Here is a 23,128-nt window from a genome sequence, read left to right as displayed (position 1 = left end):
CAAAAAAACCACCGCGATAATCTGCATTTTTTGCCTATTTTTACTGTTCCGATTTCGGGAAGAAAACCAAACCAATGTTCGACCACAAAAGCCATCATTTTCTCTTTCGCTGTCTTGTTGCCTGTTGCTTTTTAATGGGCTTGTGCAGCCACGCGCAACCGATGCAGTCCTGCGACTCGCTGATCAAGGTGGGCGTAGAGGCGATGCAACGCAACCAGTACATCCAATCGCTCGAACTGCTGACGCAGGCGCGCAACATGGCGGCCAAAAACCATTGGCACAAACAGGAATTTTTGGCCATCAACAACATCGGGGCCAACTATTATTCGATGCTCGAATACGGCGAGGCGCTCAATTATTACCTCGAAGCCTATACCATCGCGCTCAAGGAGCTCGACCCGACGCAGGAAATGGTTGTGCTCAACAACATCGCGATCCTGTATTCGAAAGAGAAAAAATACGACAAGGCCAACGAGTATTTCTTCAAGGCTTATCAAACGGCCAGGGAAAATAAGGACAACATCAAGGTAGGATTGTATGCGATGAACCTGGGCAATGTCGCCAACGAACAGGGCGACACCAAAAAGGCACGCGCCTATTTCACCGAAGCCTTGCCATTGCTCGCCAACCAACCGATGTTTGTGGTGTTGGCCAAAATCGGGATTGCCGAATGCGACCTCCAGGAAGGCCATCCCGAAATCGCGCGCAAAAACGCCGAGGAATTGCTGCGCACGACCAAGGATCTGGATTTCAACGATATTGGAATTTCACTGTCGATCATCATCGCCAAATCGTACCTCAAGGAAGGCAATACCGCGATGGCGCTGGTGTATGCCCATAAGGTTTTTGACCGAAAACCCAACCTCGAGACCAAGATTGCGGTGTTTGAACTGCTGTCGGAAGTGCATTTCAAGAACAAATCATTCGCCCAGGCGATGGCGTTCAAGGATTCGATCCTCAAGGCCAATGCCGAACTCAACGAGATCAAGAACGGCAAGCTTTTCGAGAGCAGCAAAATCAAATTCGAAATCCAGAATTACCGCAACGAGATTGCACTCAACGAAACCAAATTGGCCAACGAACGCAAAATCTTTTATTCGGTTTTGGCTGTGATTCTGGTCGTGGTCGCCTTTATCGTGGTCACCTTGCGCAACCGTTCGCTCAAGCACAAGCAAAATAAACTGATTGCCGAACGCAGCGAACAGATCCTCGCACTCGAACTCGAGAAGGAAAAGAGCGACTACCTGCTGTTGGAAAAACAAGTCATCGAAAAGGAAACCCAGGCGTTGCTCGAACAGGAACGGCTCAAGAACGAACTCGAATTGCGCAACCGTAAACTTTCGGCCAAAGCGTTGTATCTGTCGGGCAGGAACCAGATGATCGAGGAAGTATTGTCGGATTTGTCGCATTTGCCCGAATTGTCAAAAGACGCTTCGGTCGTCAACCACATCAAGACGCTCAAGGACCACCTCAAAACCGATGCAGAATGGGACAGTTTCATCACGCATTTTGAAGAAGTCAACCAAACATTCCTCAACACGCTCAAGTCGAAACATCCGGGATTGACCGCGAATGACATCCGTTTCATCTCTTACATTTACATGAATTTGAGCACCAAGGAAATCGCCTCGATGCTCAACGTGACCGCCGAAGCCTGCCGCAAAAGAAAGGAACGCATCTCTGCCAAAATGGATTTGCCCGAAAACGTAAACCTCTATGATTACTTGGCTTCGCTGTAGCCATCACGGTTTGTCCGCCCGGATGTCACACTTTGTCACGCCAATATTTTTGATAACCGTTTGATTTTTTTGAACATTTAGGGAACTAAAAACCTAATCAAAAAATGAAAAAGATTACACTTCTGGCCTTATTGCTTATGGCCGGTATTTCCGCCAATGCCCAGGTGACTTTTGAGGCGTCGCGCGATTATGCCAAAATGCAGGACATTACCTATGATCCTGTCGTCCCCAACAAAATGTATGCGCTGACCAATGGCAACCATATTGTGGTTTCAACCGACAATGGTGCAAATTGGAATTTGTTGTATTCGTATCCTTCGACCGATTTTCTCAGCGATTTGAAATTAAGCCCAGACAACAGCGCGCTTTCGTTTGCGACACGCGATGCGATTTTTATCCTGGACTTGGCCTCTAATATGATCATCGGCAGTTTCTGGATTCCGCAGAGCGGCGTGGAAGGTGCCGGACCAAGCTGGCTCAATTCTTATGATTTGTACAACACCTCGGGAACGACGATGGTCGTAGACACCGGATTTTCTGTCGGTTTCAGCAGCTTCAGCAAAGTGTTTTACACCAAGGATTCGGGTGAGCACTGGTCTGAAATCTATTATACAGTCGACCACGACAACGTATTTGTCAATGACGTGGCGATCAGCCCGAACAATTCCGACAAGGTATTTTTGGCGCGTGGAAACGGCGATACCGATATCGACGGTGGTCTGTGGGTTTCTATCAACGATGGACAGGATTGGACTTCGGTTGCCTCTTTGGAAGGCGTGACGCTTGATGCCATTGCGTTCAACCCGGCCAATGCCAACGAAATGTACATCGGTTCGAGCATCGGTTTTGGCATCCATCCGGAAAACCTGTACCGTTCGGCCGACAATGGCACGACTTGGAATACCGTGCCGGTTTCGTGGACCGACGAGACGCTCAACAACATCACCAAGATTGTCTACAACCCAGGCAACACCAACCAAATCATTGTACTCGAGGAAAACGAGATCGTACGCAGCAACGATGGCGGAAACACCTGGGAAAGTATCGTGTATCCGGTAGGGATTTCGATGGATTACTATTACGGGCTCAATGCGTCGTTCAATCCGTCGGACAGCAACCAGATTGTCATCACGACCGATTTGTACCCGCAATTCTTCGACAACACCCAGGAAACCTTGACCCAAATCGAAGCGCCTTTCTTTAATGTCTTGTGGCCTTCGGTTGCCCAATATTCAGGCGTTACCCATTTGTACTACGGCGGACAGGGCGGGCGCCAGCACAAGAACATGAGCACCGGCGTGATTTCGGTGTATGATGCCGAGGCGCCGGATTCCTTCAACCCGAAAAGAAATTACATGTTTGCCGATCCAGCGGTTCCCGGGCGCGTATTTACGTATGCCTCGATGGGATTCTTTGGCGGATGGGTCAACATGAGTACCGACTACGGAGCAACCACAACCAACATATTGCAGGCTTTCGCCGACGACATGCAGGAACTGACTATTGACCCGAACAACACAAACATCATTTATGTTTCGATGCGTTCAGGCGAAGGCGGCAATATGGTTAAGATTGACCTGACCGATCTCAACAACATCGTAACGACCGACATCGTCACGCCCGAAATCAACGAATTCGGCGAAGGCGTCATTACGGGAATTGTAGTGGATCCAACCGACTCAAATACGATCTACATCGCCAAAAGACACCGAATCTTCAAGACCACCGACGGCGGGCAAAACTGGAACGGCATTGGAACCGGCTTGGAAGCCATCACCGAGGCCGACATCATTTGGGACATGCAAGGCAACCCGCTCAACCCGGCGCAATTGACGTTGGGAAGCAACATCGGCGTGTACACTTCAACCGATTCAGGGGCCACATGGACCGCCATTCTGGAAGGCACCGATGCCAAACGGATCAAGCACTCGCCGCTCAATGACGGCGTCATCATGGTGACGGTTTTCAGCACCGAAAACGCAATGGCCTCAATCGCTTACACCGCAGACAATGGCCAAAACTGGAACCATGTCTTGCCGGAGCAAATCCACTATGCGCAATCGTACGGCATGGATTATATTTTCGAAGGAAACAGTGTGGACGCCTACATCGCGACTACTGATTTGGGCATCATCAAATACCACATCGCGAACGTTACTTTGTCGACCAGCCACCCTATTGCTTCAAGCAATCCGGTTGGTTTGTATCCGAACCCGGCTTCGTCTGTTGTGAACGTTTTTGCCAATGGCGCGGAAATACAATCGGCACAGGTGTACAGCATCACCGGCCAAAAAGTATTGGAATCGCAATCAAAATCACTCGATGTTTCGGGATTGAGCAACGGAATCTATATGGTAAAAGTCTCGACCACTTCGGGAAAAACCTACACGCAAAAATTGGTTAAGGAATAATTTGGGATGATTCTTCTTTAATGCAAAAAGCGGCTTCAATTGGAGCCGCTTTTTTATTGGAATTTGTTTTGACTTCTCTTTTAGAGGACTACTTTTCGGGTAACCACTTTTCCGTTTTCGAGCACAATCTTGACGATCAATGCTTGTTGGTTGGATACCGCATTCGGGATTGAATACGTCTTGGCATTGACTTTATCGTTGTCATGGACATTTCTTCCGAGGATGTCGTAGACGGTAACGCTTTTCATCGCTTCTTCCTGCGACAGGATGTCGATTTGCTTGCGGTTGGTCGTCAGGATGATGTCGTTTCCAACCGAATCGAATGGATTGGTGCCCAAAGTCGAATTATTGTAACGCAACTCAAAACGATCATTGACTGTTCCGGTCGCCGTTTCAAAGCTGTAAGGCGCCGCCTTGAGGTTGTGAATGATGCCCAGCAGTTTGTCTTCGAGGTAAATGTCCTGCTCCATCAAGAGTCCATCGACATTATCAATGCTGATTTGGAACAATCCGCCCATGGTAGTGCTGTAACCCAAGATTACTTTGTCTTCGGGGTCAAACGGCAATGCCCTTCCTTGGATGGCCATGTTTTTGCCTTCATTGATCGAATACAGGTTGACATAGGTGTTGCCGTTGAAGATTTCACCGTCAAAACCGCGGTCGATACCATTGGTCGCCCCTTCAATATAACCGACGAGCGTTTGCTTGAATGCATCTTCTGAATTCGAGAGGTTGAGCCAAACACGGTTTTTCTCAATGCCTACCATTGATGATGGTGTTGCAGTTGAACTAGGTTGAGCCGTCCTGAAAAAACTCAGGTTATTGCCGGTGAGTCTCATGCTGTTGTTGAAGGTCGCCTGTCCATTGGCCAATCCCTTGATGAAGAATCCTTGACCCGAAGCAATATTGCCGGTTGGAACAAATGGATTGACTCCCGGTGTCAAAGCCGCCCTGGTCGCTACGCTTCCCGAGAAATTGTAAACCGCATAATCATTCGAATTGTATACGCCCGATGTGATGACCGTGTTGTGCGTCCACAGATAGATGGTTCCTTCAACCGTACCGACATTGGCCGAATTCGAAAGGAATGCATCGGCACTGATCGCTGACGGATACGGATTCCCGATCAGGTTCATGTTGCTCGCGCCAATCACTATCGGGGTTTGGATAAAACCATTGTTCGGCACGCCGACGAATTCTGCTCCGGTATACGGTTGCGGCGTCGTCGTGAATCCTTGCGGGGCGCGAATGATGTAGCCTTTACCCGGCAGCATCACATCGGTTCCGTTCGGGATGACCGCCCACAATCCTGTGGTGGGGTTGAAGCTGAAATACTTATCCGCCAATGTCAACGGGGACAAATTGAACAGCGTTTGCCCGATGACCGGCGAAGACCAATACGTATAGTCGAAACTTCTCATGGCCGTCGTGGTTCTTTTTACCCTGATCGCACCGATATTGGTCGCCAGATCATTGCGTTGCACCAAGCTTCCACCATTTTCTATGATCAACGTTCCCGCATTGTCGACATCGCTTTGGATGTCGAAATAATTGTTCGAATTGATCGTGACGGTCCTTCCGGTTTTGATTTCACATTTGCAACTGCTGATGTTGCCATTGGCACTGGTGCTGTAATTGCCGTCGATGATCGCCTTGATTGTATTGGTAGGCACTCCGGCCGACCATCCTGACCCGTTCCATGTCGATGAAAGTTCCTTTCTTCCGAACAAGGTTACATTGTCAATGGCCCAGATTTCGTTCGCACTGTTGTTGGTCACTGTTACGCGAATCACCAGACCGGTTACTTTTGGAAGTCCAGAAATCGAAAGCGTACTGTACCCATTGGTGGTCAAGTAACCGCCCGATCCCGGGTTAAAAGTCGTCAAGACGTTGTTGTTATCAAACGCGGCGGTGGCAATCCCTGTTCCCGAGGTAAAACTCCATTTGGCATCGGTATTTCCGACCACCTCGATTTCATTCGACCAGGTCGCCCCACCATTGCTGCTCACGGAAACCATTACCCGATCGGCTGCATCAGCGCCCTCGCCTGTAGTTACCGCCAACGAAGCCAATCTCAAATTGAGTTCAATGTCGTTGTATTGTGTCGTATTGATGTTGGCCATCGTGATATTGGCCGTACCATTGATTACCTGCAAACTTCTGGCACCAAGGTACCGCGTAGATCCTCCTCCATCACCTGAAAGGCCAAAGGCTGTACCGCCCGCCAAGGTAGATGTCCCAGTGGTTGAATACGTCCAGGTAGGTGTGGCCGGTACGGCTTCAAAATCCTGGGTTGCAATGGTTTCAATGGCGCCGAAAGCGCACGGAATGTAATCGAGTCCGAAACCACTGATGGCAAACGTATAAGGGTTTTCGTTCGGGTCGTTGTTGACGATGTTGACCGTCGCCACGCGCAAACCTACCGCAGATGGATCAAAACGGATGACAAAAGTCGTGCTTGCTCCCGCAGCCAAAGTCGCCGGCGGAGCGGTGATTATACTGAAATCAGTGGCGTTGGCCCCAGTCAGGGTAAGCGTTCCAATCGTTAGGGTTACTGTTCCGCTGTTGGTAATGGTAAAGGTACGGTCTAATGTTCCGGTATTGATGTTGAGGTAATCGAAAAACGTATGGTTGACGAAAGAAGTCGTCGTGCTTCCGCTGACAATCGGTTGCAAATTGCCCGTTACATCCATCTCTGGAGCAACACCGGTTCCCTGAACGAGGAAAGTATACGGATTTTCATCGGGATCATCGCTGGCCACAGAGACAATCGCATTTCGGATTCCGGTTGCCGTCGGGGCAAATTTGATCGAAAACTGTCTCTTGAATCCCGGATTGATGCTGTTGCCGGTTGGGATGGTCACCAAGGTAAAGTCCGTTGGGTGATTCCCCGCAATAGTAACATATGGGCTTGGTCCAGTCAGGATCAGCGGCGCATTTTGCGGGCAGTCGTTCCTGATTTCAAAACCTTTGGTCTCGCCGGCTCCGCCCACGGCCTGGTTAGAATACAACGTATTATTGTTGATGTTCGGGATCATGCTGCCATTGGTCACGATGCTCAAGCCTCCCGTCGGGCCACCGTTGATCCGGATATCGGGAATGGGCACCACCCCATAACCCTGGATGTCGAACCAATACGGATTCTCATTGCTGTCATCGTTAAAAATGTTGACCCTTGCCGTCCGCAAACCGGACGCGCTGGGGTCAAAAATAACCACAAACTGTTTGTTGCTGATCGTAGCCGAAGCGGCCGGGATGCTTCCCGTCGGCATGGCGCCCGTGATCGAGAAATCGGAAGCGTTGGCCCCGGTGATCGTTACGTTGGTGATATTGAGCGGCAATCCGCCAAGGTTTTGAATGTAGTAAGTGATCTGCAAAGTAGTCAACAAAGTCGACATCGGGGCGTAACTCGGTGCAAAATCGGTTCCTTCCCCTACGGTCGGCGTCGTATCGCCCGACAGCAAAGTATTTCCGTAACAAGTCACGTTGATTTCGGGGGCCGGTGAACCATAGGTTCCTGTAATGTGGATGTCATCGAGACCAAACTCGTCGCTATCGCCCGTTCCAGTGACCAAAGCGCTCGACCATCTGATGTAATAAACACCGCCCGGAGGAATGTTAAGTCCCGAAATAATACAGGTTCTTGAGGGCGCAGTACCTACGCTGACCCATTGAAAGGCGTCCAATACATCGGGTGAAATATAATCCAAAACCGATTCCTGAACGTATACGATATTGTCCGCCGAATGCGAGAAATTGAACGAACTCGAAGTATTTTCGTCATTGCGAACAAAAAGATTGTAATCGACTGAAAGTTGTGTAAGATTGGCCGTACCGTCGTTCCTGATCTTGAGTGCAACGGTTCCGGGAGCAAAATCACCCACACCGGGCTGGATCATCAAGGCCGGGTTGGCCGCGGTGGCCGGAAAGTCGGTAAAGGCATACATCCCCGGGGTCACTACCCCAACGGCAACAGCGCCGCGTCCGAAATCATCCACGGTTTGTGTACCGCCAAAAAGCAAATCACCAAAACTCCATCCCTTGACTTCCCAGGCATTGGAATTGAGTCGTCCTGCCACAGTCGGATTTGGCGAAAATCCCGCACCGGTGTAAGCCGTACTCGGGTTGGTTCCGACGGAAGTCTGCATGGTATTCGAAAAGTTTACTGTCGCTGTTGGGGCAGCATTTGTAATAGAAACCTGGCTGTAACTATTTCCGAAGAAAAACAGCATTGCCATAGTGGTAATAAGCAATTTTATTTTCATAAAAGTAGGATTTTTAACTGTCACATTTGGCGAATCCAAACCGCGAACTAACAAACATACAAATAAAAGATTTACAGCATATTAGGCCAAGAGATTAATCGACTATACGCAAAAATAATCGACGAAATGCATTTTATCCTCCAACAAAAAAGCCTTATCTAAGATAAGGCTTACTAAAATTTTTCAGGTTTTTTAAATCGGCTAGAAAATGATTTTTCTGGTGAGTTTTTGCCCATTCTGTAAGGAAATCCTAACAATCAACGTTTGCTGATTTGAAGGCACGGTATCGATTTTCAATTCGTTGGCGTGCACCTGCGACTGATCGAAAATTTTCCTTCCGAGCAAATCGAAAATAGTCACCGATGCGATTGGTTCCAAATAAGATTTCACGGCGATGTTTTTGTTGGTCGCCACTACCACATTATTGGCGTTGACATCGAATTCAGGATTACCCAAAGTCGTGTTGGTGTAACGCAGTACGAACCTCGTGTCGAGCGTACCCGCTTCGGCAGTAAAATCATAAGGAGCGAGCCTCAAATTGTGCAGGATCCCTAAGGTCTTGTCTTCCAAAAAGAGATTCGTTTCCTCGCCCTGGAACAAACCATCGGTCGCCGCAATGGCAATTTTGTAATTTCCTGCGGAAGCCAAATGCAATCCAAGCGGCACCAAATCGCTTGGGTCAAAAGGCACGGGCCTGCCTTGGATGGTCATGGCCTCATCATTAATCAATGTGTAGAAATTTTGGTTTTCATCCAATTTTCCGTAAGCGTCGTACATCCTGTCTTTGGCCAATGTCGCGCCTTCTACATAGCCTACCAGCGTGCGGCTCACATTCCCAGCGGCAGACACCAAATCGATCCAGAGGCGTCCTTGATCGGTTTCACCCTCATTTTCCAGGCCCTTTACATTTTGGTTCTGGTGGGCGCTTCTGTAAAAATTGGCATTGGTGTAAGTCTTGTTGCGCATGGCGTTGTTGAAAGTGACGGTTTGCGTGGACGCCACGCCATCGTTCATTTGAATGAAAAAACCTTGGCCCGAAGCAATGTAGCCGCTAAAGCCTGCCGGACCGCTTACCGTACCGGTTCCGTTGTGGACGATATAGTCATTGGAATTGTAGTTGTACAGGAAATTCCCGTAGAACGGATCCGTGACCGCCGAACTCGGTTGCGAACCATGCGTCCAAATCCTTACGGCGCCTTCGATGTTGGTGTTGGCCAAAAGGAAATCACGTGCATAAATCGAACTTGGGTAAGGATTGCCGACCAAATTCCAATTGTCGTCCTTATTCGTTACGATAACTCCGTTTGCATTGGGATAATTGGGTCCGGTGTACGATCCGCGTTGGATGGTCGCATTGACCACACCATTATTCGGTACTCCCGTAAAAGCCGCCGAAAAAGCCGTTGGCGTTGTCGGGAAAGCCGTCGGCCCCCTAACGATGTACCCTTTGCCCGCCACCATATTCTCATTGGCGTTGACCCAAATGCCGTAGCTTCCGGCCTGTGTCGGGTTCCATTTGTAGATGAAATTCGTTGCCGTCCCGGTGGAAACACTTGTCACCGGGAATGCCGCTACAGGCGAAGACCAATAGACATAATCGTATTTGCCCAGGTTGACATTGCGGTTCGAAGTGATGCTTCCAGTATTGACACCGGCATCGCTGATCTGAACCAGACTGCCATCATCCTGGACAGTCAACGTGCCATTGACGGTCAAATCGTTTTGGATGGCCACAAACTGCGAAGGCGTAATGTTTAATGTAAAAGTAGCATTGACCACTACGCTGCAAGCCTCAAAACTGCCATGGGTCGTGGTGTCGTAGTTGAAGTTGATGATGGCCCTTTTGGTCAACGATGGCACCCCATTGGACCAAGTTCCGGGTGAATTCCAGGTGGTGAAATAAATATCCTTGATGATCGTCGCATTCGAAGCTTTGTAACAAGTGGCCGAATTTTCGCGGATCTGGCAATAGTATTGGTAATTGTTGAAGGACGAAGGCGGTGTAATGGTCAATGCCGGTCCCGTCGCCCCGCTGTAATTGACGTTATTGGTCACGATGGTCCAAACGTTGGTCGCCGGCGCGAGGTAATACCATTGGTAAGCCAGTGCATTTCCACCCACATGCCCTTCGGTACCTGCGGCATTCAACGTCACCGAGGTAGTGGTGCAGGACAAGGAAACCGACGGGCTCACCGTAAGGTTTGGTGCCAACTTGGTAATCGGTGGGAAATAACCCAAATCGGAACAATCCGGCGTGGTAGATATCGACCAATCGGCAGCGTTGTAGGTTGCAGTCGGTCCAACGGCAGTGGTATTTCTCAAAACACTGTAGCCTGCAATCGAAGCACCATAGGCCACATCGATTACCGTAGTCCCGTTTTTGCGAAGCTCGAAACGGTCATTTTCATTGTAGCCCGTGCCCAAAGTCGCCTGATAGGTCAACCCGCCGCACGAAGGCAACGGACTGGCCACCGCCGTAATCAAGATCGTTCCACCTGACGGAATCGAGATGCTGCCAAAATCCAACTCGGTAAAAGTAGGCCCGTTGTCGGCATAACGGCGCAGCCTGTAGTCGTTGGTGGTCAAATTGATCGCCGCCGCCGTGGGGTTGAACAATTCGATTCCTCCCCCAGAACCTGTGGCTTCGTCAAAGATTTCCGAAATGATGATGTCTGTAAACGAAGAATTGCCCTCGCAACTGGTGATGTCTTGGTTGATAACGGTAAATGGCACCGGTGTACTGGCACACAAACTCGCGTCTTTGACCACGAGGTTGCCCGTACTCGCTCCGGCTGGAACCGTGACCACCAATTGGGTCGCAGTCGTGCTGACAATGGTCGCCGCAATACCACTAAAAGTAACCGTTGCACCGGTCAAACCGCCCGCGGCCTGGATCGTTACTTCGGTCCCTACCGGCCCGCTGGTCGGCAATACCGAAGTAAGCGTTACCGAAGGACAGGTCGAGTTGACACTTCCGTTAAACGTAAAATCGTTGACACTGTAGGTTCCCGATGCGCCACCCGCACTCCAGGCATACAACCGGAACGAGATTGCCCCCGTGATGTTCTGGAAAGTACCGGCCGTCAAGGAAATGGTGGTTCCCGATGCCGTAGCCGCACCAATATTGGCCGCATACGAGTCCACGCTCAAACGCAGCGAGAAAACCGTTGGCCCGGTTCCCGATGCTTGCCCGGTGTACACAAGGCTCGAAAAGTCAATGCGGTACCCTGCATTGGGCGTCAGCGTGAATTCAAAATAGTCATTGGCGACGATGCCACCGGTAGACCAGCCATTGGCATTGTATCGGTTGTTGGCCACATTGCCCGTCAATCCTCCGCCCCTGGTAATTCCGGAAACCGTGATGTTGGCATCCCGCACATCTCCCGTCGTGTATGGGCTGGTGAGCCCCGGATTGGTTCCGGTAATCGGGTTGGTCCAAATGGATTGTCCAAAAGACGGCGTCGCAACAACTGCCATTAATATGGCCATAAAGAGAGTTTTCAATTTCATTCCGAATGTGGTATTTTGCTTCGACTTTAAGGAAGTCATTTCCAGCATTTTGTTTTTTATTTTTATCAATTCCGAACCTGCAAATTTAATCGTAATTTCCTATTTTTCAAGCTTTTTGACCAAATTAATTGTTAACAAAAGATTAATTGTTGCAACGGGCGAAATCGATTTATTTTTCCAACGTAATTTTAAATGCTTTATTTTTGAAACCTGCTAACTTTGATTATGTCTACCGCTACGCCCACACCGCTTGAAGCCCGAAAAAAACTGGAGCACTACTGCGCCTACCAGGAGCGTTGCCACAAAGAAGTTTCGGAAAAACTCTACAGCCTGGGCGTGGCTTCGGCCGCCGCCGACGAAATCATCGTGTACCTTATCAACAACAATTTCCTCAATGAAGAACGGTTTGCCCAAAGTTTTGCGCGCGGCAAGCACCGCATCAAACATTGGGGAAAAATCAGGATCGTCAACGAGCTCAAGTTTCGCAACATTTCGCAATACAACATCAACACGGCGCTCAAGGAAATTGACCCGGACGAATACCTTGAAACCTTCAACCTCATCGCTACGCAATGCTGGAACAGCCTGAATGGCAGCAGCCTACAAGCCAAGAAAAAGAAATGTTTCGACTTCCTTTACCGCAAGGGTTATGAAACCCAACTGATCTACGAAAAACTGGACGAATTAAACTAGCACAAAAAACTTCACAGTCTGCGAGTATTAATTTATAAAAATGTAAGATTAATTTTATTTTAAAAGTTAAAATATGCATTTTGTCGATTTTATTTGCTTTTATTCGATATAATATGACTTTTTGTCTACTTTTGCCCCATCCACTTTCGCCAATATATTAGAAATCCCTAAATCCTAATACATTGAACAAATCTACCATTTTGACTTCAAAAGGCGTGGCCCTTGCGATTTCAGCGTTATTTCTTGTGTCGCCCGTGGTGGCGAATGCACACAACCATCCCATTAAAAAGACTATTTCTCGGGAAAAAACCATTGTCAAAACTGCCGTGAACATGATCCCAACGATCACTTCGGGCGGAACCACCTTTTTCTGCAGCGGCGGAAGCTTGCTGCTGACCTGCTCGGTGGCCGATACTTACCAATGGTACAAAGACAACGTACTCATATCGGGCGCGACCGGACAAACCTACAATGTGACCTCGAATGGCGTCTACAAAGTATCGGTTTCCTATGGCGAGGGCTCGAGCGGTACTTCGGCCGGATTACTCGTACGCCAGTCCAATACCTGGACCGGAGCTGCCGAAGACGACAACTGGAACAACCCGGCCAACTGGAGCTGCGGAGTTACGCCTTTGGCTTCGGACCACATCGTCATCAATGAAACAACCGATACGGCTCCCGTGATTTCAGACGAGTCGCTGATGCAGGTCTACAGCCTGACCTTGACCGAAGACGCCTCGCTCACCGTGGAAAGCGGCAGCACGCTTTTGGTCACCGATGTCATCAACGTGGCGACCTCGGCCAACCTGACGTTACAGGACCAGGCCAGTCTTGTTCAGGTCAATGACGTCAACAACGTAGGCAACATTACTGCCGAAAGGACAACGACCCCAATGAAGCGTTACGACTTTACCTATTGGTCTTCACCCGTTAGCGGACAAACGCTGTACAACCTTTCGCCGAATACCTTGGCCGATAAATATTACAGCTACAGCCCTGCGATCGGAAATTGGGTAACGCACCTCAACGGCGCCCAGGTCATGGAAGAAGGCAAAGGCTATATCGTTCGCGCCCCGCAGGCGTTCAGCACATCGGCTTCAGATATTTATAACGCCGATTTCGTCGGAAATCCGAATAATGGATTGGTCCAGACACCGATCGCGATTGGCAACAGCGACATGAACCTGATCGGGAATCCGTATCCGTCGGCCATCGATATGGACCTTTTCCTGTCGGATCCGAACAACGCGGCCATCACCGACGGCACCATCTACCTGTGGACACACAACACCCCGGTGAGTTCGTTGGCTTACACTTCTAATGACTATGCAGCATACAACCTGTTGGGCGGAACCGCTACTTCCACCTCCGGGAACAATGAAGTTCCCACCGGTAAAGTGGCTTCGGGACAAAGCTTCTTTATCAAAGGACTCGCCAATGGACAGGCGGTTTTCTCCAACAGCATGCGCGTGAATTTCGAGAACGACCAGTTTTTCAGAAGCAACAATACGGCAACGAGTCCCGAAAAACACCGCATCTGGCTCAACCTTACCAATACGTTGGGCGCTTTCAAGCAAACGCTTTTGGGCTATGCCGATGGCGCGACCGATGGCGTAGACCGCAATTTCGACGGGGTCGATTTCAATGCGAACACCTTCGTCGATTTCTATACGATTTCCGCGGACAAGCGCTTTTCGATTCAGGCGCGCGCGCTTCCGTTTGACGCGAGCACTTCGATCCCTTTGGGTTACAATGCCCTGATGGCGGGAGCTTACACCATCAGCCTGGCCCAATTCGACGGCTTGTTCGAAGGACAGAACATCTTTATCTACGACAACGAGACCGGCATCACCGCCGACCTGAAAATGTATCCTTACACGTTCAACACCACAACCGGTACTTTCAACAACCGCTTCGAGCTGCGCTTCACCGAAGGAATGCTCCAGACCGAAACGTTCACCGCAGACCACATTATGGTAGCGGCCAACGAGGCGCAATTGAGCATCCGCTCGGCAGTGGCCTTGGACACCGTTACGGTTGCCGACCTGAGCGGCAGGGTGCTTTACACACAGGCGAACATCGACAGCAACGAAATCAACATCACTAACTTGAGTCCGAACGCCACAACCGTATTATTGGTTAAAATAAAATTGGGTAATGGCAATTCATTTGCTAAAAAAGTAATCATGAATTAATACGATCTTGTTTTGGATTCTGAGCCGCCGGAGTTTGTAGTAGTACTTCGGCGGCTTTTTAATGGCTTGCCCCGAGCGGCTTTACAATTTAACCGTAATATTTGTCTTACATTTTTAAATTTCTTGTTCTTTTTTCTAAAATTTTTTTCTTACAAACCAAATCCGCGCATCACCTTTAAAAACAGCCGCTTAGGTGTATTTGAAAATTACGAAAACGTTTGCGTTAACTTTGTAGGAAAAAAAATACTTTCAAAATAAATTTGTGCATTTCATCGATGTTTTTATACATTTGGTCGATAATTTGAAAAAACTACCACCAAACAAAACATTAAAAACTCATGGAATTATTTACTTATTTAAAAGTGAAATTCAAGAATGCCGATTTTGTCACCAACTTTATTGTAATCCTGATGCTGCTGCTGGTTGGCCTGCAAAGTCTCTCGGCACAGTGCCCTACCCCGCCAGGAAATCCGACCGTTTACGGCAATGATGCTTGGATTGGTTATGTCTATTCGGGACTTGACACCAACAATCCACCGCAGAATACCTTTACCACTACGGTTTACCGCGGTTACCTGACGCAGCCCGAACAGTTCAACATGAACCTAGACAACGCTGCCGTTTCGGGACCCAACATCTGCGGCTCTTACGCCGATTCATTTTCGTTGCGTTTCCGCATGCGTAAAAATTTTACGCCGGGTTATTATACGTTTACCATCGGGGGTGACGACGGCTATCGCTTGAGTTTTGATGGCGGCGCCAATTGGGCGATGACCGATTGGAATTACCATTCTTACCAAACCTCCACCGCTACTTTTTTCTTGAGCGGTGACACCTATTTGGTTTTGGAAAATTACGACCAGGGTGGACAATCGCGCATTTCATTTGCCTATACGTATTGCGGTGGTTATTCGACCGCGCCGACTGCCATCAGCGGCACCAACAACATCTGCAACGGATCTTCCACGACCCTCACCGCTACCGGGGCCACTTTGGTTTCGGGTGCCGTGTACCAATGGGGAACGGGAGCGACCGTTGGCAACAATGTCATCAACGGCCAAACTGCGGCTTCCATCACCGTAAGCCCGGCGAACAATACGACCTATTGGGTACGTGTCATCGATCCTGCGCCTTGCAACGGACAAACTACGGGCATTACCCAAACGGTAACGGTAACCACCGGATCAACCGCACCGACAACTGTTTCAGGAACCACCACCTTGTGCCAGGGAACCACCACTACATTGACTGCCTCGGGCGGAACGATGGTAGCCGGATCAGAATACGAATGGGGAACCGGAACTGTAGGCTTGAACATCCTATCGGGTCAAACAACTGCCTCGATTACGGTAACCCCAAATGCAACGACAACTTACTGGGTCAGAAGAACCAATGCCGCACCTTGTATGGCTACGGCCGCAGCTACTGCAACCGTAACAGTGAACACGGTTGCCGGCGACCAAACTTCTTATGGAATCAATTCGTGGATCGGTTATGTCTACGCTACCATCGGTACGGCCAACCCACCGACTGATGCCTTTACGGTTCCTTACAAAGGTTATGTGACCGAACCCGAAACATTTTACCAGGATTGGGGAACCGGTTCTCCAGCCGGGCCAAACATTTGTGGCACGTATACCGATCGTTTTTCGGTGCGTTTCAAAATGCAGAAGAACTTCACGCCAGGTTATTATACGTTCACTGTTGGAGGCGATGACGGCTATCGTTTGAGTTTGGATGGTGGATCGACCTATGTCATCAACAATTGGAACGATCATGGTTATGGAACTTCAAATTCAACCACTTATTACTTAAGCGGAAACACCAACCTCGTTCTTGACTATTACGAACAAGGTGGATCGGCAGTGGTTTCTTTCAGCTATGTCGCCTGTACCGATTTTTCAACGCCTCCGACAGCCATCACCGGAAACACTTCGGTTTGCAACAACGGCTCGACGACATTGACGGCGACAGGCGGTTATGCGGCGGCCAGTTCCTACTACCAATGGGGAACGGGAACAACCGTAGGCAACAACATCATCGGTGGCCAAACTGCGGCTTCGATTACGGTAAATCCAGGAACCAATTCTACGACTTATTGGGTACGAAGAATCGATCCCGCCCCATGCAACATGACCACCACGGGCGTCACGCAATTGGTAACCGTAGTGGCTCCTTCGACCAACCCGAACAACATCACCGGAACCAATTCGATCTGCAACGGCTCGAGCACAACACTCACCGCGAATGGCGGAACGCATGGAACTGGTGCGGTATACCAATGGGGAACCGGTTCAGTCGGCAACAACATCATTGCTGGGGAAACCAATGCTTCGATCACGGTAAGCCCATCTACAACGACTACGTATTGGGTGCGCCGCTTGGATGCCGCACCGTGCAACACCGTAACTTCTGGACCTACTTACAATGTGACGGTGGCGCAATTGGCCACGGCACCGACTTCGATTTCGAATGCAGCTTCGGTTTGCAGCCCGAACGGCGGGGTGACCTTGAACGCGATTGGCGGAACTTCGGGTACCAACACCACTTACCAATGGGGAACCGGAACGACTGTCGGCTCGAACGTGGTAGCCGGAAACACCAACAGTTTGTATGTGAATCCAACAGCCGTGACCACTTATTGGGTCAGAAAATATGACGCGAATCCATGTAATGCTTATACCGCTGGCGTATTCGTGACCGTTTATCCGGCTTCGACTGCGCCGACAACCATTACTGGGACGAATTCCATCTGTAACGGCGGAAACACGGTGCTGACTGCTTCGGGTGGAACCCATGCAGTGAACGCGGTTTACCAATGGGGAACCGGTTCGATCGGCAACAACATCATTGCAGGCGAAAGCAACGCTTCGATCACGGTAAGCCCAACAACGACGACCACTTATTGGGTACGTAGATTGGATGCATCGCCTTGTACGACGATTACTTCGGGACCAACTTATAATGTAACGGTAGCGCAATTGGCCACGGCACCGACTTCGATTTCGAATGCGGCTTCGGTTTGCAGCCCGAATGGTGGGGTGACCTTGAACGCAATCGGCGGAACATCAGGAACTACAACCACTTACCAATGGGGAACCGGAAACACGCCTGGTTCAAATGTAGTGGCCGGCAACACCAACAGTTTGTACGTCAACCCAACGGCAGTAACTACTTATTGGGTCAGAAAATACGACGCCAATCCGTGCAACACTTATACCGCTGCGGTATTCGTAACGGTTTATCCGGCTTCGACCGCACCGACTACGATCAATGGCACGAGCAACCTAACTTGTTCGGGAGCCAGCGTAACCTTGACCGCCTCGGGTGGAACACATGCCGTAAATGGCAGCTACCAATGGGGAACGGGTACAGCCGGTTCGAATATCATTGCGGGTGAAACTTCGGCAACCTTGACCGTCGCACCGACCGCAACAACGACTTACTGGGTCAGGAGAACCGACAGTTCGCCTTGTACAACGGTAACGGGATCGACTGCCTATACGGTAACGGTCAACCAACGATCGGTAGCGCCGACTTCTATTTCAGGTCCTGCTTCGTTGTGTTATTCTGCCGGTGGTGGAAACTTGACCGCCGTAGGTGGCACACCAGGGACCAATGCAACTTACCAATGGGGTATCGGCGCTGTGGGATCGAACATTCAGGGCAGTACCGTCAGTACGATGTACATCAACCCGTCGGTAACGACGACCTACTGGGTGCGTTTGATCGACCCGGCACCGTGCAACAATACTTCGGCAGCCGTGACTTTCACGGTCAACGTAACGACAACTTCTACCAATGTCACCGGTATTTCCGGAACGACCACCATCTGTAACGGCGGCAGCACGACCTTAACGGCTACCGGCGGAACACTGGGCGTGGGCGCGGCTTACCAATGGGGAACCGGAACGACTTTGGGGTCGAACGTGATCTCCGGACAAACCGGGGTCTCGATTACCGTCAACCCAACGGCCACGACTTCGTATTGGGTTCGCCGTGTAGACGGTTCACCTTGTACAACGACCACTTGGGGACCATCAACTACGGTTACCGTCAACAGCGTTTCCACAGCACCAACGTCCATTTCGGGCGGAACCAACGTGTGTCCGGGAACCAGCGTTACGCTCACCGCAACGGGCGGAAGCGGATCGACTACCTTCCAATGGGGAACCGGATCTACCGCAGGTTCCAACATCATTGCCGGACAAACCGGCGCCTCGATTACGGTAAGCCCAATCGCAACGACGACCTATTGGGTCAGACGTGCCGACGCCGCGCCATGTTCTTCTTACACGGCAGTCGCCACGACAACCGTTAACATGACCATGTCTGGCGACCCGACGCTATTTGGTTCCAGCCAATGGAACGTCTACGGTTATTCGACCGGGGACATCACTTTGGCTACAGCCGCCTATGCCGGATACTATACGCAAACCACACTGGGCTTTGACACACAGACCAGTTGGAACCTCAACAATTCGCCATCGAGCGCCTCGAACTGGTTGGGCTGTACGGTACCGAACGACAACTTTACTTTCGTACACAAACGCCGCGGTTTCCCTTGCGGAACCTATACGGTTGCCCTTTCCAACTGGGATGATGAAACTGAAGTTTACATCAACGGCAGCTTGGTGTGGAGCTGCGCTTCATGGAACGGTGGCGGTGCGTGCAACGGCAACATCGGGACCTATAGTTTGAGCAGTACTTCTACCATTGAAGTGCGTACGCAGGAACACGGTGGTGGCGCCAATGCCGCATTGGTACTGACCAACACGACCGTAGCTTCTACAGCCCCCACTGCCATTTCTGGAACCACATCGATTTGTACCGGCAGCAGCACTACCTTGACCGCTTCGGGCGGAACCAGTGGATCGAATGGGGTTTTCCAATGGGGAACAGGAACCGTCGGGTTCAACATCCTCTCCGGCGAAACCGGCGCTTCGATTACGGTAAGCCCTTCGGCAACGACAACGTACTGGGTGCGTCGCATCAACAGCGTTTGTGGATTCAGCACGGCGGGCATCAGCCAACAGGTTACCGTAGGTTCATTCGCCGTAGCGGGAAGCCTGAGCTGTGAAAAAACCGTGATCTGTAGAAATACTACGCCAAGCAGCATCGCACTGACCGGTTACAGCGGAACAATCGTCAAATGGCAATATGCCAACAACATGGCCTTTACGAGCGGGGTGACCGACATCAACGTCACGACACCGATGTTGTCGGCGAGCAATATGGGCACATTTGCCACAACCCGTTATTTCCGTGCCGTAGTACAAGGCTGCAACACCGTGTATACAACCCCGATTGAGATTACGGTTCCCATTGCCATTACCTACACCAATGGTAACTGGAGTGGCACCCCGAATGAAACCACCCCCGTGGTCATCAACAGCAACCTGACTTTGAATTCGAATTTGAAAGTATGCTCGTGCCAGGTCAAGAACGGCGTGACGATGACAATCAACCCGAACGCGAACCTGATTGTCGAAACGATTTTGGAAGTTGAGCCTACGGCCAATTTCATCATCGAGGACAAAGGCAGTTTGGTTCAGGTAGAGGACAACTCGACCGATATCGGAAACATCAAAATGAAAAGAAAATCCCAACCGATGAAAACCTACGACTATACCTATTGGTCTTCACCGGTCCAAAACAATACCTTGTTCCAATTGTCTCCATTGACCTTGGCCGACAAATACTACCGCTTCGACCCGATGATCAACAACTGGGTGTCGATTGCTGGCGGCAACCAGGTCATGGAAGCCGGACGCGGTTACATCGTACGTGCGCCGCAAGGTTGGAGCACGACCAACGCTTCGTCTGGAGTGTATGCCGCAGAATTCAACGGCGTTCCAAACAATGGTGTGGTTTCGGCTACCATCCAAAAAGGAACAGGAATCTCGAACCTGATCGGAAACCCTTATCCATCTGCAATTGATATCGATTTGTTCCTGACCGATCCGGCCAACGCCAACATCACGACCGGAACCATCTACCTATGGACGCACAACACGGCCATCAGCAGCACCATTCCGGGCAACAACCTGTACAATTACACGGCTGATGATTATGCCAAATACAACCTCACCGGAGGGGTACGTTCGGCCAATCCGGCGATTACCGGAGGAACCATTCCTGACGGAAAAGTTGCGGCTGGGCAAGCGTTCTTTATCGAAGCCAATGCAGCACTGCCGAATGGGACGCACCACGCCACGTTCAAAAACAGCATGCGTATCGCCGGACACAACGATCAGTTCTACAGAAGCGGGACCCCGCAACCGGTCGCCACGGCATCGAAAAACCGCCTCTGGGTCAACATCACCAACACGACCGGGGCTTACAACGAAGCGCTGATCGGTTATGTGAGCGGGGCGACCAATGCCTTTGACAATTTGTACGACGGGAAGATTTTCCCTGCCGGAAACGTCCTGTCGCTGTACTCGATTTCGGGGACCGACAACTATTCGATTCAGGGAAGGGCCTTGCCATTCGACGCCAACGACGTGATCCCGATGGGCTACAAAACCACCATCGCCGGAAGCTTCACGATTGCCTTGCCGAATGTCGACGGTTTCTTCACCAGTCAAAATGTGTATCTCGTGGACCATTTGACGGGCGTGACGCACGATTTGAAAGCAACCGATTACAGCTTTACCTCGGCCATCGGTACGTTCAATGACCGTTTCGAGATCAAGTTCGTCAACACCACTTTGGGTACCGAAACCGTTACCTTCAATGAAAATGGTGTGTTGATCGTGGCCAACGACAAACAAGTCGGCGTTCGTTCCTCGCTGTCCATCGAAGAAGTGATCGTGTTCGATTTACTCGGCCGGAAAATCTACAGCGCCAAGGACATCCACACGATGAACTTCCGCACGCCAAACCTCACTTCAGCCGAACAGGTCTTGATCGTCAAAGTCATTCTCGACGGTGGTTACGAAGTAACCCGAAAAGTAATAATGGAATAAATTTTTTGAATTAGTTAGATTGCATTTTTAACCCCGAAAAACCCGCTGCCTGGGATGGTAAGCGGGTTTTTTATGCTTTGGACAAAAGCACGCTGACCGCATTGCCGCCAAAACCGACGGCATTAATCAGTACTTTTTTGATGGATTTGGACTGGGTTGGCACTTGCGTGAATGGGACGCCGATAAACGTATCGTGCCGCATCATCAAGATGGCGAGTTCGATCCCGAGCATGCCCGAAGCGCCAAACGTATGCCCGATTTTCCATTTGTTGGTCGTGAGCAACGGCAAGTTTTCGCCGAATATTTTTTGGATTGCACGCAGTTCGGTGATGTCGCCGGTTTTGGTCCCGGGCGCATGCATGACAATTACATCGACTTCGGATAAGGGCGTATGCTGCAACGCCATTTTCATCGATTTCTGGAAGCAGTCCGCTTCGGCTGAGATCGAGACGTTGTGTTCGAGGACTTCGGTCGCATAACCGATGCCTTCCACATAGGCCAGCGCGTTTGGTTCTTCGCCCGATTCAAGGCAGCAGATTGCGGCGCCTTCGCCCAAGATCATCGTATTTTGCTTCTTGTCGAAATCCATCGCTCGGCATGGAAACGGTTGGTTTTCCTTGGCGTAGATCTTCATCGCGCGCATTTGGGCGATCGTAAAGGGCGTGAGCGGCGCTTCGCTTCCACCGACCATAAATTTGTCGGCCATGCCCGAACGTAGCCAGGCCACGCCATTGACCAGCGCATGCAAGGCCGTCGAACACGTAATCGAGTGCGAAATATCGGGGCCGTCGTTCTGCAAATCCTGTGCGACCCAGGAGGCGATGTTGCCGAGCGTGGTCGTGGGCGAACTGAGTGTAGATGTTTTACCGGTTTCGAGGTAATCGCGGAAATATTTTTCGAACAAACCCGTGGCTCCGCGAGACGAACCCAGGTTGATCCCGAAATGGTCGCCCTTTTTCCAGCCGGCATTTTGCATGGCCCTGCGTGCGGCCGTAATCGCAAACAATACCGAATCGTCCAGCGATTTGTATTTGGTATCGGATTGGCGCAAAGCCTCGATTGTTTGTCGGGCATCGGCTGCGAGAAAAGCACCGAGCGCGGTTTGTCCATCGAAGGTGGTTTCGGTGAAACAAGGCGTGGGATTCAGGTAATTTTCCCAAATTTTTGAAGTCTCGTTTCCCAAAGGAGAAACCGAAGCGATCGAAGTTATGGCAATTTTGGTCTGCAAGGCAATCGTGTTTGGATGCAAAGGTCGCAAAGTTTTCTTAGAATCGCTCGCATCTTGGGCCAATAATGCGGACCTAGAATTAAAAGGGATAAAAGTGGGGCCGGAACTAAATTTTA

At 50.3% G+C, this 23,128-nt stretch carries 8 protein-coding genes; 5 read left to right on the top strand and 3 right to left on the bottom strand.

Features of this window, described 5'->3' with window-relative positions; translation table 11 throughout:
* Positions 1-74: 74 nt before the first annotated feature.
* Positions 75-1,739, top strand: coding sequence for a tetratricopeptide repeat protein (locus tag QM717_RS08740; protein WP_415036891.1), 1,665 nt, complete (start codon positions 75-77; stop codon positions 1,737-1,739).
* Positions 1,740-1,843: 104 nt separating this feature from the next.
* Positions 1,844-4,150 (top strand): VPS10 domain-containing protein, encoded by a 2,307-nt coding sequence (locus QM717_RS08735; protein WP_415036889.1) that lies wholly within the window; start codon positions 1,844-1,846, stop codon positions 4,148-4,150.
* Between the two features lie 80 nt (positions 4,151-4,230).
* On the opposite strand, the gene QM717_RS08730 is transcribed toward QM717_RS08735, so the two are convergent.
* Together QM717_RS08730 and QM717_RS08725 are read right to left on the bottom strand one after the other, a co-directional pair.
* Positions 4,231-8,298 (bottom strand): choice-of-anchor D domain-containing protein, encoded by a 4,068-nt coding sequence (locus QM717_RS08730; RefSeq protein WP_415036887.1) that lies wholly within the window; start codon positions 8,296-8,298, stop codon positions 4,231-4,233.
* Between the two features lie 318 nt (positions 8,299-8,616).
* Positions 8,617-11,904: a T9SS sorting signal type C domain-containing protein gene (locus QM717_RS08725; protein ID WP_415036885.1), complete on the bottom strand. Its 3,288-nt coding sequence runs from the start codon at positions 11,902-11,904 to the stop codon at positions 8,617-8,619.
* Between the two features lie 246 nt (positions 11,905-12,150).
* Between QM717_RS08725 and QM717_RS08720 the strand changes: the two genes are divergently transcribed.
* From QM717_RS08720 to QM717_RS08710, 3 genes are all read left to right on the top strand, one after another.
* Positions 12,151-12,618: a regulatory protein RecX gene (locus QM717_RS08720; protein ID WP_415036883.1), complete on the top strand. Its 468-nt coding sequence runs from the start codon at positions 12,151-12,153 to the stop codon at positions 12,616-12,618.
* A gap of 182 nt (positions 12,619-12,800) precedes the next feature.
* Positions 12,801-14,813: a T9SS sorting signal type C domain-containing protein gene (locus QM717_RS08715; protein WP_415036881.1), complete on the top strand. Its 2,013-nt coding sequence runs from the start codon at positions 12,801-12,803 to the stop codon at positions 14,811-14,813.
* Positions 14,814-15,151: 338 nt separating this feature from the next.
* Positions 15,152-21,784 (top strand): T9SS sorting signal type C domain-containing protein, encoded by a 6,633-nt coding sequence (locus tag QM717_RS08710; RefSeq protein ID WP_415036879.1) that lies wholly within the window; start codon positions 15,152-15,154, stop codon positions 21,782-21,784.
* Between the two features lie 70 nt (positions 21,785-21,854).
* On the opposite strand, the gene QM717_RS08705 is transcribed toward QM717_RS08710, so the two are convergent.
* Complete coding sequence (locus QM717_RS08705) at positions 21,855-23,012, bottom strand: beta-ketoacyl synthase N-terminal-like domain-containing protein (protein WP_415036877.1); 1,158 nt, start codon at positions 23,010-23,012, stop codon at positions 21,855-21,857.
* Between the last annotated feature and the right edge of the window lie 116 nt (positions 23,013-23,128).

The sequence above is a fragment of the Flavobacterium sp. genome (assembly GCF_047602195.1).
In the GTDB taxonomy this organism is placed as follows: domain Bacteria; phylum Bacteroidota; class Bacteroidia; order Flavobacteriales; family Flavobacteriaceae; genus Flavobacterium.
The sequence above is the reverse complement of the archived record's forward strand: the minus strand, read 5'-3'. Positions and strand labels throughout refer to the sequence as shown.

Bases quoted from the DNA above. Each gene is read 5' to 3' on its own strand.
- QM717_RS08720 (WP_415036883.1), top strand. From the start codon at position 12,151: ATGTCTACCGCTACGCCCACACCGCTTGAAGCCCGAAAAAAACTGGAG.
- QM717_RS08730 (WP_415036887.1), bottom strand. From the start codon at position 8,298: ATGCAGACTTCCGTCGGAACCAACCCGAGTACGGCTTACACCGGTGCG.
- QM717_RS08735 (WP_415036889.1), top strand. From the start codon at position 1,844: ATGAAAAAGATTACACTTCTGGCCTTATTGCTTATGGCCGGTATTTCC.
- QM717_RS08740 (WP_415036891.1), top strand. From the start codon at position 75: ATGTTCGACCACAAAAGCCATCATTTTCTCTTTCGCTGTCTTGTTGCC.
- QM717_RS08725 (WP_415036885.1), bottom strand. From the start codon at position 11,904: ATGGCCATATTAATGGCAGTTGTTGCGACGCCGTCTTTTGGACAATCC.
- QM717_RS08710 (WP_415036879.1), top strand. From the start codon at position 15,152: ATGGAATTATTTACTTATTTAAAAGTGAAATTCAAGAATGCCGATTTT.